At 60.7% G+C, this 11,367-nt stretch carries 10 protein-coding genes; 6 read left to right on the top strand and 4 right to left on the bottom strand.

What is annotated here, in order from left to right; genetic code table 11:
* Nucleotides 1-11 precede the first annotated feature (11 nt).
* On the top strand, nt 12-956 hold the full coding sequence (locus IFJ82_RS00725; RefSeq protein ID WP_003616873.1) for a glycosyltransferase family 2 protein: 945 nt from the start codon (nt 12-14) through the stop codon (nt 954-956).
* Between the two features lie 177 nt (nt 957-1,133).
* Here IFJ82_RS00725 and rho read toward each other — a convergent pair whose 3' ends face one another.
* Nucleotides 1,134-2,435, bottom strand: a complete 1,302-nt coding sequence (gene rho, locus IFJ82_RS00720; protein ID WP_048858749.1) for a transcription termination factor Rho — start codon at nt 2,433-2,435, stop codon at nt 1,134-1,136.
* A 220-nt stretch (nt 2,436-2,655) separates the two neighbouring features.
* On the bottom strand, nt 2,656-3,630 hold the full coding sequence (locus tag IFJ82_RS00715) for a magnesium transporter CorA family protein (RefSeq protein ID WP_003616876.1): 975 nt from the start codon (nt 3,628-3,630) through the stop codon (nt 2,656-2,658).
* Nucleotides 3,631-3,836: 206 nt separating this feature from the next.
* Here IFJ82_RS00715 and trpB point away from each other — a divergent pair, with 206 nt between their 5' ends.
* From trpB to IFJ82_RS00695, 4 genes are all read left to right on the top strand, one after another.
* A complete protein-coding gene (gene trpB, locus IFJ82_RS00710; RefSeq protein WP_225578723.1) occupies nt 3,837-5,075 on the top strand; it encodes a tryptophan synthase subunit beta in 1,239 nt (412 codons plus the stop codon).
* The gene (gene trpA / locus IFJ82_RS00705; RefSeq protein WP_003616880.1) at nt 5,072-5,896 is read left to right on the top strand and encodes a tryptophan synthase subunit alpha; all 825 of its coding nucleotides are present in this window, start codon (nt 5,072-5,074) and stop codon (nt 5,894-5,896) included. Before trpB ends, trpA begins: the two co-directional genes overlap by 4 nt.
* A gap of 72 nt (nt 5,897-5,968) precedes the next feature.
* Nucleotides 5,969-6,835: an acetyl-CoA carboxylase, carboxyltransferase subunit beta gene (accD, locus tag IFJ82_RS00700; RefSeq protein WP_003616882.1), complete on the top strand. Its 867-nt coding sequence runs from the start codon at nt 5,969-5,971 to the stop codon at nt 6,833-6,835.
* A gap of 30 nt (nt 6,836-6,865) precedes the next feature.
* The gene (locus tag IFJ82_RS00695; protein WP_192265256.1) at nt 6,866-8,197 is read left to right on the top strand and encodes a bifunctional folylpolyglutamate synthase/dihydrofolate synthase; all 1,332 of its coding nucleotides are present in this window, start codon (nt 6,866-6,868) and stop codon (nt 8,195-8,197) included.
* Nucleotides 8,198-8,472: 275 nt separating this feature from the next.
* Here the strand turns inward: IFJ82_RS00695 and IFJ82_RS00690 are convergent, their stop codons facing one another.
* A complete protein-coding gene (locus IFJ82_RS00690) occupies nt 8,473-9,444 on the bottom strand; it encodes a quinone oxidoreductase family protein (RefSeq protein WP_075631595.1) in 972 nt (323 codons plus the stop codon).
* Nucleotides 9,445-9,479: 35 nt separating this feature from the next.
* A complete protein-coding gene (locus tag IFJ82_RS00685; RefSeq protein ID WP_192265254.1) occupies nt 9,480-9,947 on the bottom strand; it encodes a methylated-DNA--[protein]-cysteine S-methyltransferase in 468 nt (155 codons plus the stop codon).
* A 117-nt stretch (nt 9,948-10,064) separates the two neighbouring features.
* Between IFJ82_RS00685 and mnmE the strand changes: the two genes are divergently transcribed.
* Nucleotides 10,065-11,360: a tRNA uridine-5-carboxymethylaminomethyl(34) synthesis GTPase MnmE gene (mnmE, locus tag IFJ82_RS00680; RefSeq protein WP_003616889.1), complete on the top strand. Its 1,296-nt coding sequence runs from the start codon at nt 10,065-10,067 to the stop codon at nt 11,358-11,360.
* The last annotated feature ends 7 nt before the right edge of the window (nt 11,361-11,367 follow it).

The raw sequence follows: 11,367 nt of genomic DNA, 5'->3' as shown, positions 1-11,367 counted from the left end.
AGGAACATAAAATGAACGTGGTCGCTGTGATGAGGCTTCTTAACGAAGATGATGTTATTGAAGCAAATATAAGACATCACCTTGCTCATCTGGATCGTATTATTATCCTCGATGATGGCAGCGCGGACAGGACATTAGGGATCATTGAAGACATGATTCAGGAGGGTCTGGCAATCACGTTGATAGAGAAGCCATGTATTGTGTCGAGTGAACGCGAAAGAAATACATTCCTGTACAATACTGCATGCAGAGATTTTGATGCGGATTGGGTATTTTTCATTGATGCTGATGAATTCATTGATATGCGTGGCAGGGTTGAGGGGTTTTCGAATTTCATAAAAACCGTTCCCCCCAATTTTGAATCCATCCTTCTTCCCATCAGAAACTATATGGATACAATATTTGATAAAACCGAAGAACGGGTCGTGCCCCAGCGTATGATATGGAGAACGATAGAGAATATCGGCGTCCTGAAAGTTGCCGTCCGGGGCAAGATCCCTGGCAATATCCAAATCAGTGAAGGCAACCATACCGCATATCGTGACGGTATCGAACTGCATGCCTTTGGGGGCAGCAACCTGTGCATTGCGCATTATCCCCGGCGGTCCGGCTGGCAGGACATATATAAATGGATCATCATGCGATTGAAGATCACTGCGGCGGGGCGGCGTGAGGTCACAAAAGGCACGGGATCGCATTATATCGAACCCCTGCGGATTTTGATGAACGACCCCAATCGGATCATTAATGACAAGGGTTTTTTCGAACGAACCCCTAACAGCGATTATACAATGGATATGATGAAGTATGATGGTGGTGACCTGAAATATACCGAAGACGCAGATTACAAGGCAAAATGTATCAAGCTGGTTCTGGAATATTCATTTTCTCTTGCGCGGGCATTCGGGCAGGAAATGGACGAGAACGAGCAGTTTCGTAATCGTATACTTGCATAAATCACCATCGGTCCCACAGGGACGTGTATGCGTAAAATAATACAGCTTTCCAGAAGCCCCTTTTTTAAAAAGGGTGCGTCTGGGGAATGATTTGAAGAAAATATTGTCATAAAAAAAAACCCTCCTGCATGGCGCAGGAGGGGTTTTCGTCACGGTTCGGATTGCTACGACGGTGGCTTACGTATTCATCGCGTCGAAGAAATCCTTGTTCGTCTTGCTGTATTTCAGCTTGTCGAGCAGGAAGTCCATTGCATCCATCGTGCCCATCGGCGCCAGGATACGGCGCAGGACCCACATCTTCGACAGGTCGGCGCGATCGACCAGCAGCTCTTCCTTGCGGGTACCACTCTTGGTGATGTCGATGGCCGGGAACGTGCGCTTGTCCGCCAGCTTGCGGTCAAGGATCAGTTCGGAGTTGCCGGTGCCCTTGAACTCTTCAAAGATCACTTCATCCATGCGGCTGCCGGTATCGATCAGGGCGGTTGCGATGATCGTCAGCGACCCGCCTTCCTCGATGTTACGCGCCGCGCCAAAGAAGCGCTTGGGGCGCTGCAACGCGTTGGCATCCACACCACCGGTCAGCACCTTGCCCGATGACGGCACGACCGTGTTGTAGGCACGCGCCAGACGGGTGATCGAATCCAGCAGGATAACCACGTCGCGTTTGTGCTCGACCAGGCGCTTGGCCTTTTCCAGCACCATTTCGGTCACCTGCACATGACGCGTCGCCGGTTCGTCGAAGGTGGAGGACACGACCTCCCCCCTTACCGAGCGGGCCATGTCGGTCACTTCCTCGGGGCGTTCGTCGATCAGAAGGACGATCAGGAACACTTCGGGGTGGTTTGCGGAAATGGAGGACGCGATACTCTGCAGCATCACGGTCTTGCCGGTCCGTGGCGGCGCCACGATCAACGCGCGTTGCCCCATCCCGATGGGGGACACAAGGTCGATCACGCGTGGGGTAAAGTCGCGCGCCGGCCCCTTGCCCTTGCCTTTCGCACTGCCTTCGGCTGGTCCTACGGCGGTATTCTCGACCTCCATCTGCAGGCGGCGTTCGGGATATAGCGGCGTCAGGTTATCGAAATTGATGCGCTGGCGTACGGCCTCGGGCGGTTCGAAATTGATCGTATCGACCTTGAGCAGCGCAAAGTAACGTTCCCCATCGCGGGGCGCGCGGATCTGCCCTTCCACCGTATCGCCGGTGCGCAGGCCAAAGCGCCGCACCTGGCTGGGGGAGATATAGATATCGTCGGGGCCGGGCAGGTAATTTGCCTCTGGCGAGCGGAGGAAGCCGAAGCCATCCGACAGGATTTCGAGTGTTCCATCCCCATAAATCGCCTGGTCATTCTCGGCCAGTGTCTTGAGGATGGTGAACATCAGTTCCTGCTTGCGCAGGGATGATGCGTTTTCAATGTTCAGACCTTCGGCATAAGCCAGAAGATCTGCTGGTGTTTTGGCCTTGAGTTCGGCGAGATGCATGCAAGCGTTGCCTTGGACTGGCAGTTCAGGGGGGAGGAATGGATAATATCCGGTGTGACATGGGGAAGCTGGCTGTCACATCCGAGCATCTGCAGACGAAGTCAGAAATGCGACGTGGATATTACATTCATACAGAGGATAAGGCATCATGGTCATGCGACCACGCAGCTCATAGGGTGTCGATACTCCATGTGACCTGAAAAGTCAACATGGATTGCGATTACTTACCCAGCCACCCTTTGCGCCAGAACCACAGCAGCGGCAGGATCACGGTCGCCGCCATCAATGCCAGCGAATACCAGTATCCATATTTCCAGTTCAGTTCGGGGATATCATGGAAATTCATCCCATATATCCCCGCGACCAGAGTGGGCGCCACGCCAATGAAGCTGACCACCGTCAGGATCTTCATGCCGTTATTCTGTTCGATACTGATGAAGCCCAGAGTGGCATCAAGCAGGAACTGCACCTTGTTCGATGTCTGCGATACGAAATCATTAAGCGATTTGATATCGCGTTCCACTGTGGCAAGCCGCCCCTGTAATTTGTCTGACAGGTCGCGCTTTTTATTCTCGGTTACAAAGATGGTGATGCGTTCCAGTCCCAGCAGGCTGTCGCGCACCGACGACGCCAGGTCGCCTGACCGTCCCACACGGCTGAGCATGCTGCGCAGCAGCCCGTCCATGCGTCGCATCCCGCCATGTTCGGACTGGAACACGTCCTTGGACATCCCATCCAGCGCCTGTCCCAGATGTTCAAGGATATCCGCCAGTCGGTCCACGACCGCCTCAAGCAGCAGGGTGACGCATTCATCCCCCGACAGGCGGGTGGACTGTCCCGCCACCTGCCGCGCCACCACGTCGAATGCGGTGAAACCGGTAAAACGGATCGTCAGCAGCCGGTCGCGCATCAGGACGAATCCGACGGGGGAGGCAAAGAAGTCATCCCCGATCTGGCGCACCAGGGGCGTGGACAGATAAACCGCGTCATCTTCCATGAACAGGCGCGATGAACTTTCGATCTCGTCCAGTTCGGCGCGCGTGGGGATACGTTGTCCCGTGACCCGTGCGGCCAGTGCCTGCTCCTCCTCGGTCGGGTCCAGCAGGTCCAGCCACGGAACGTCCCTGACCTCTTGTGCATCGGCCTCGCTCGTGATCGTCCGGGCGGGCGAGCCGGGCCTGTGCGCAAGAAACATAAGCTATCCTCTTTTCGTAACCTGTCCCGGCCTATCATCGGGACAACCGGCTTTATGTCAAATCGTGACAGCCTGCCGGGGGGCAGGAGGGGGTGGCCTTTTCACGCCATCGGGTCCAGAACGCCGTAGGCGTATCATCGCGCGGGGACGTGCGATATACCATCATCGACACCCGCACGAATTTTATTCCCTGTGGAGAGCGAAAGTTGAGCGCAGCACAATCCCCGGCCCCGCCGTCCCGCGCGAACAGCCTGCGTACCGGCCCGGATGAACATGGGCGGTTTGGTATCTTTGGCGGCCGGTTTGTTGCCGAAACCCTGATGCCGCTGGTCCTCGAACTGACCGAAGCCTACAGGGAAGCACAGGCCGATCCCGAATTTCGGCGTGAACTGGAATATTACCTCAAGGATTATGTCGGCCGACCCAGCCCGCTGTGGTTCGCGCGTCGCCTGACGGCGGAACTTGGCGGTGCGCGTGTCTATATGAAGCGCGAGGAACTCAACCACACCGGCTCGCACAAGCTGAATAATGTGATGGGACAGATCCTGCTGGCACGCCGCATGGGTCGCACTCGCATCGTCGCCGAAACCGGCGCGGGACAGCATGGCGTCGCGACCGCCACGGTCTGCGCCCTGTTCGGCATGAAATGCTGCATCTACATGGGGGCGACCGATGTGGAGCGGCAGAAGCCCAACGTGTTCCGCATGCGCCTGCTGGGGGCGGAGGTCATTCCCGTCACGGCCGGGGCGGGGACGCTGAAGGACGCAATGAACGAGGCGATGCGTGACTGGGTCACGAATGTGCGCGACACCTATTTCCTTGTCGGTACGGTGGCCGGGCCGCACCCCTATCCAGAGATGGTGCGTGATTTTCAGTCGATTATTGGTGTGGAAACCAAACAGCAGATCCTGGAGGCCGAAGGCCGCCTGCCTGATGCGATTGTCGCGGCCATCGGTGGCGGGTCGAACGCGATGGGCATCTTCCACCCGTTCCTTGATGACCTGTCCGTGCGCCTGATCGGGGTGGAAGCCGCAGGCCGTGGCCTTGATAGCGGGGAGACCGCCGCTTCCATCGAGCGTGGGCGCCCCGGTGTGCTGCATGGCAACCGCACCTATCTGCTACAGGATGCGGACGGGCAGATCGCAGAGGCGCATTCCATCAGCGCGGGCCTTGATTACCCCGGCATCGGGCCGGAACATTCCTGGCTGCATGATATTGGCCGCGCCGAATATGTTGGTGCAACCGATGACGAGGCCCTGGCCGCGTTCCAGCTCTGCACGCGGACGGAGGGGATCATCCCCGCGCTGGAATGCGCCCACGCCCTGGCCTATGTCGCAAAGCTGGCGTCCACCATGTCGCCGGATCAGGTCATCGTACTGAACGTATCAGGCCGGGGGGACAAGGATATCTTCACCGTCGCCGCGCATCTGGGAGTGTCGTTGTGAGCCGTATTGCCAGTCGATTCGCCGCCCTGAAGCAACAGGGGCGTGGCGCCCTGATCCCGTATGTGGAGGCATGCGACCCCGATTATGAAACCTCGCTCGCATTGCTCAAGGGGATGCCGGGGGCAGGCGCTGACCTGATCGAGGTCGGCATGCCCTTCAGCGACCCCAGCGCCGATGGCCCGACCATCCAGAAGGCGGCGCTGCGTGGCCTGCGTGGCGGGGCGAACATGCCGCGCGTGCTGGAGATGATCGCGGAATTCCGGCGCGACGATCATGACACGCCGATCATCCTGATGGGATATCTCAACCCGATCGAGGCATATGGCCATGAACGGTTCTGCGCCGACGCCGCGCGCGCGGGCGTGGACGGGCTGATTATCGTCGATGTCCCGCCAGAGGAAGGCGACCTGCTGCGTGGGCCTGCCGCGGCGAACGGGCTGGACATCATCCGCCTTGTCGCGCCAACCACGCCGGATGCGCGCCTGCCGGTTGTACTGAATGGGGCATCTGGCTTCCTGTATTATGTCAGTATCACAGGTGTAACCGGCACACGCACGGCCAGTACCGATGAACTTGCCGTCGCGATCCCGCGCCTGCGCGCCGTGACGGACCTGCCGATCGCCATCGGCTTTGGCATCCGCGCCCCGGCGCAGGCGGCCAATGCCGTGCGTGCCGCCGATGCGGCCGTCGTGGCCTCCGCATTGCTCAACACGCTTGAGGGGACGCTTGATGCGGATGGGAACGCCACGGCGCAGACCGTTGACAGCGTGCTGTCGCACTTGCGCGAACTGGCCGATGCGGTCCATGCCGCGCGGGTATGAACGTGAATCTGGCATAACGTGCGATCTGCCTGTATGGAGCAGGCGCATAGACGTACGTCAGGGAGAGGTAACATGAGCTGGCTGACCGAATATGTCCGGCCCAAGATCCGTGGCCTGCTCAAGCGGGAAGTGCCGGACAACCTGTGGACCAATTGCGAGTCCTGTGAACAGATGATCCTGGTCAAGGATCTGCGGCGCGCGATGAATGTCTGTCCGCATTGCGGGCACCATATGCGCGCCTCGGTGCATGAGCGCCTGGAATGGACGTTCGACAAGGGGGAGTTCACCCGTATCGAACTGCCCAAGGCCCCGGTTGATCCCCTGTCCTTTCGTGACCGCAAGCGTTACACAGACCGGCTGAAGGACGAGCGCGCGAAGTCCCAGCTTGAGGAATCAATGGCGGTCGCGCATGGCCGCATCGGTGGGCATGATGCGGTTGTCGCGGTCATGGCGTTTGAATTCATCGCCGGCACGATGGGGGCGGCATTGGGCGAGGCATTCCTCGCCGCCGCCCGCCTTGCGATCCTGCAACAGGCCCCGCTGATCGTCTTTACCGCATCGGGTGGGGCGCGCATGCAGGAAGGGATGCTCAGCCTGATGCAGATGCCGCGCACGACCATCGCGGTGGAAATGCTGCGCGAGGCAAGGCTGCCTTATATCGTGGTCATGACCAACCCGACGACGGGCGGGGTCTCTGCCTCCTTTGCGATGCTGGGCGATGTCCAGATTGCGGAACCGAACGCCCTGATCGGCTTTGCCGGGCAGCGCGTGATCGAGGATACCGTGCGCGAAAAGTTGCCCGAAGGGTTCCAGCGCGCGGAATATCTGCTTGATCACGGCATGCTCGACATGGTGGTCACGCGGTCTGAACTGCCGACCATCCTTGGCACCCTGATCGGGCAACTCAACCACGCCCATATCACGCCATCCGCAGCGTAACCTGCGCGGCGTAACCTGTAACGGTCCATCATGAATGCTTCGCCAACGTCCGGTCTTGGTCCTGAATTCGCCGGGCGTACCGGTGTGATCCTCGAACGGCTGAACCAGCTTTATCCGGCATTGATCGACCTGTCGCTGGGGCGTCTGGAACATCTGCTGGCGTGTCTGGGTCATCCCGAACGCCATCTGCCGCCGGTCATCCATGTGGCGGGCACCAATGGCAAGGGCAGCACCTGTGCCATGATCCGCGCGATTGCGGAGGCGGCGGGATGGCGTGTCCATGTCATGACGTCGCCGCATCTTGTGCATGTGACCGAACGCTTCCGTATTGCCGGGCGTCTTGTGTCCGAACCCGAACTGGCTGCGGTGCTGGAGGAGATCGAACGCGTCAATGAAGGCGCGCCGATCACCGTGTTCGAGGTCCTGACAGCGGCGGGATTCGTGCTGGGCGCGCGTCATCCTGCCGAATTGATGATCGTCGAAGTCGGGCTGGGCGGGCGTTACGACGCGACCAATGTGCTGGCGCGCCCGGCGGCATGCGCTATTGCCTCCATCTCCATGGATCATGAGGCGTTCCTTGGCGATACGCTGGAAAAGATCGCCCTGGAAAAAGCCGGTATCATCAAGGATTTCGTACCGGTTGCCACCGGACGGCACCCGGCGGACGTGATGGGTGTGATCGCCCGCACGGCGGCGGAACATGATGCGCCCTTGTGGCGGCGTGGTCATGAATGGTCCATCACCCCGTCACCCGATGGCGCGCGTCTGGTCTATCGCGATGGGGAAGGGATGCTGGAACTGCCGCATCCCGGCCTGCACGGGGCGCATCAGGTGGATAATGCGGGCCTTGCGGTTGCCACCCTGCGTGCAAGTGGCCTGTCGATCCCGGCTGGCGCGTGGGCGGGCCTTGCCGATGCGCACTGGCCTGCACGGTTGCAACGGTTGGGGGGCGCGCTGGCGCAGGTTTTGCCCGATGGGTGGGATCTGTGGCTCGATGGTGGGCACAACCCCGGTGCGGGGGATGCATTGGCGCGCGTGATACAGGACTGGTCTGATCGTCCCGTCCACCTGATCGTTGGCATGAAACAGACCAAGGATGCCTCCGGTTTCCTTGCCCCGTTGCTGCCCCACGCCGCAAGTGTGCAGGCCGTGGCGGAGCCTGAGCAGCACCTTGCCCTGCCGGTCGCAGAGATTATCGCGGCAGGACAGGGACGTGTCACCGCAGGCCCCACCATCCGTCAGGCGTTGGAACATCTGTCACACAATAATACGCCGTCCCGGCCGCCGGCACGGGTGGTGATCTGCGGCAGCCTGTATCTGGCCGGGGTGGCGTTGCAGCAGGATGGCTGGATCGCGACCTGATCCGAAACCCCTGTATTGAGTATGGCATCCGGGTGCGGCCCGGACCTGGCAGGGAGCATGCTCCCTGCACCCTCGATCTGTTGAGGCGAAGGGGTTTCCAAAGGTCTGTGACCTTTGGTGGGGGTTCGGGGGCAAAGCCCCTGAAGGTCGCCATCAGGTGACGAAACCCCTGTATTGAGTAAGGCATCCGGGTGCGGCCCGGGCCCGGCAGGGAGCATGGCTCCCTGCACCCTCGACCTATTTATGGAAAGTGGTTTTCGACAGGCCGTGGCGTGTTATGGCAACAGGATCGTGCTGCCTGTTGTCTTGCGTGATTCCAGCGCGACATGCGCCTGTGCGGCGTCTTTCAGGGCGAAACTCTGTCCGATGCGTGGGGTCAGGATGCCCTGTTCCACCAGTCCGAACAGTTCCGTCGCACCCTCCACCAGTTCATCACGCTGTGCGATATAGGTGCCCAGTGACGGGCGCGTCAGATACAGGCTGCCATGACTGGCCAATGTGCCGACCGCAACATCCGTTACCGCGCCGGATGCGTTGCCATAGCTGACCATCAGGCCACGTGGCGCAAGGCAGTTCAGGCTGTCTTCGAACGTGACGCGGCCGATGCTGTCATAGACGACCGGCACCATTGCGCCGTCGGTCAGGTCGCGGACCCGCGTGGGGATGTCATGTGTGCCGACCAGAACGTCGGCCGCCCCGTTGGCGCGTGCCAGTTCGGCCTTTTCCTCGGTCGAAACAATGCCAATGACACGTGCGCCCAGATGCCGCGCCCATTGGCACATCAGCAACCCGACCCCACCTGCCGCCGCATAGACGAGGATGTTTTCCCCCTTGCGCACCTTATATACCTGTCGCAACAGCATATGCACCGACAGGCCGCGCAACATGATTCCCGCCGCCGTTTCGAACGGAATGGCGGCAGGCAGCGCCACCACGCGGTCTGCCGCGATGACACGGTGATGCGCATATCCGCCCAGAACGATGGGATAGGCCACCCGCGCCCCCACCGCGAGGTCGGTTACACCTGGGCCAACCGCCGTCACCACGCCCGCACCCTCCATGCCCGGCGTCGCGGGCAGGGAAGGGAATTTGTAAAGGCCACTGCGGTAATAGGTGTCAATGAAATTGACGCCCATTGCCTCTTGGCGGATCAGGACCTCGCCTTTGCCCGGAACGGGAATTGGCAGGTCTTCGATACGCAGGACGTCGGGACCGCCATATTCGTGGACGCGGATGACTGTGTTCATGACAGGGTTTCCTTGTGGTGAAGGAGGCTGTGTGTTCAATCCAGATCGGGGGCGTCGGTTTCCAGATCCCGCAGGAAGGCGCGGTCCATCGCCCCGCGATCGCCGGGATAGGTATCCGCGTCGTAATCCGCGCATCCTTCCATATTTACCCGGTGGCAGGGGATCAGGATGGGTATGGGGTTTTCGCTGCATGCGGTCACAACATCGGCCACCGTCACGCTGGCCTGCCGTGCGACCTCGGCGCAGGGGAGGGTATGGCCCATCGGGATGGTGCGGATGAATGTCCATGCCGCAACCTGCTGTGGTGTGCCATAAGGGGACAGCGGCAGGGTGCATGGCGTGGTGTCCCCATCGAAATAGGCATCGAGCCAGTCGCATGCGCGTCGCAACAGGGGTGTTTCTTCCTGGTCCCGGCCCCAACCCCAGTCGAGCGCCACAATCGTGTCGTCCTCGGCCGAGACGGTCAGCGGGCCAGTGGGGGAATGCAGGGAGAGTTGTGGCATGTGTCACCTTGATCACGACAGGGACGTGGACGATAACCCGTTCCCGTCACAGAGGAAATGGGAACAACCCGAATGACCGCGGCAACCGAGCTTCCAGTAAGGCGACATGGCGACGGTATGGCGCCCGTGATTTTTGCCCTCGCCACCGGTGCGGGGCGCGCCGCCATTGCCGTCATGCGTATCAGTGGCGCCGGGTGTGATGCAATCCTGCGCAGCCTGTGCGGTGGCCTGCCTGAACCGCGCCGCGCGTCATTGCGTGGGATATGGCGACGTGATGCGGATGCGGGGCCGGGCGTGTTGCTGGATCGTGCCGTCGTGCTGTGGTTTCCCGGTCCCAACAGCTATACTGGCGAGGACAGTGCCGAACTGCACCTGCATGCCGGGCCTGCGGTCATTGCCGGTGTGGCCGATGCGCTGGTGGCGCTGGGTGCGCGTCCCGCCGAACCGGGGGAGTTCACGCGCCGTGCTTTTGCCGGCGGTCGGCTCGACCTTGTGCAGGCGGAAGGGATTGCCGACCTGATTGATGCGGAGACCGAGGCCCAGCGGCGGCAGGCGCTGGCACAGGCCGATGGCGCACAAAGTCGCCTGTATGAGGATTGGGCCGCGCGTCTGCGGACAGCGCTTGCCCATCAGGAAGCATTGATCGATTTCCCGGACGAGGACCTGCCGCCGGAAGTGGAAGACGCATTGCTTGGCACGCTTGCGCAGTTGCGCGACGAAATGCAGGCGTACCTTGATGATGGCAGTCAGGGAGAGCGCCTGCGTCGGGGGCTGGTATTTACGATTGTAGGCGAGCCCAATGTGGGGAAGTCGAGCCTGCTGAACACGCTGGCGCAGCGTGACGCCGCCATCGTGTCGTCGCGTGCCGGGACCACGCGCGATGCGATCGAGGTGCGCATCGTGCTGGGTGATGTCCCGGTGATAGTGGTGGATACGGCGGGCCTGCGTGAAACCGATGACGAAATAGAGGCCGAGGGCGTGCGACGTGCATTGTTTCACGTGAAACAGGCAGATTGCGTGATACATGTGTTTTCAGGGGCAGCGGTACCGGATAAGGTCGGCCCCGACAGCATCATGGTCTGCAACAGGATTGATGAGGTTGCCGCCCCGCCGGGCATCATGGGTATCAGTGTGCGGACCGGGGAAGGGATGGAGGCCCTGCGTGATGTTCTGGCGCAACGTGCGCGCGACCTGACGCAGGGACGTGCCGCCGCCCCCCTGACGCGGGCGCGTCATCGCGCAGCGATCGAGGAGACGGCCCATCACCTGAACCGCGCCGCCGATGATGCATGGCCGGAGGTGCGGGGCGAGGAAATGCGTCTGGCGATGCGTGCACTGGGGCGCCTGACCGGGGCCGTAGGGGTGGAGGCGCTGCTGGACACGGTGTTCGGGCAGTTCTGTATCGGCAAGTAGGGATAGA

The sequence above is a fragment of the Novacetimonas hansenii genome, from assembly GCF_014843995.1.
GTDB lineage: Bacteria > Pseudomonadota > Alphaproteobacteria > Acetobacterales > Acetobacteraceae > Novacetimonas > Novacetimonas hansenii.
This window is presented reverse-complemented; position numbering and strand designations above follow the sequence as displayed.

What these genes read in the sequence shown, in the direction of transcription:
- IFJ82_RS00725 (WP_003616873.1), top strand. Translation starts at nt 12, where the DNA reads ATGAACGTGGTCGCTGTGATGAGGCTTCTTAACGAAGATGATGTTATT.
- rho (WP_048858749.1), bottom strand. Translation starts at nt 2,435, where the DNA reads ATGCATCTCGCCGAACTCAAGGCCAAAACACCAGCAGATCTTCTGGCT.
- IFJ82_RS00715 (WP_003616876.1), bottom strand. Translation starts at nt 3,630, where the DNA reads ATGTTTCTTGCGCACAGGCCCGGCTCGCCCGCCCGGACGATCACGAGC.
- accD (WP_003616882.1), top strand. Translation starts at nt 5,969, where the DNA reads ATGAGCTGGCTGACCGAATATGTCCGGCCCAAGATCCGTGGCCTGCTC.
- IFJ82_RS00695 (WP_192265256.1), top strand. Translation starts at nt 6,866, where the DNA reads ATGAATGCTTCGCCAACGTCCGGTCTTGGTCCTGAATTCGCCGGGCGT.
- IFJ82_RS00690 (WP_075631595.1), bottom strand. Translation starts at nt 9,444, where the DNA reads ATGAACACAGTCATCCGCGTCCACGAATATGGCGGTCCCGACGTCCTG.
- IFJ82_RS00685 (WP_192265254.1), bottom strand. Translation starts at nt 9,947, where the DNA reads ATGCCACAACTCTCCCTGCATTCCCCCACTGGCCCGCTGACCGTCTCG.
- mnmE (WP_003616889.1), top strand. Translation starts at nt 10,065, where the DNA reads ATGGCGCCCGTGATTTTTGCCCTCGCCACCGGTGCGGGGCGCGCCGCC.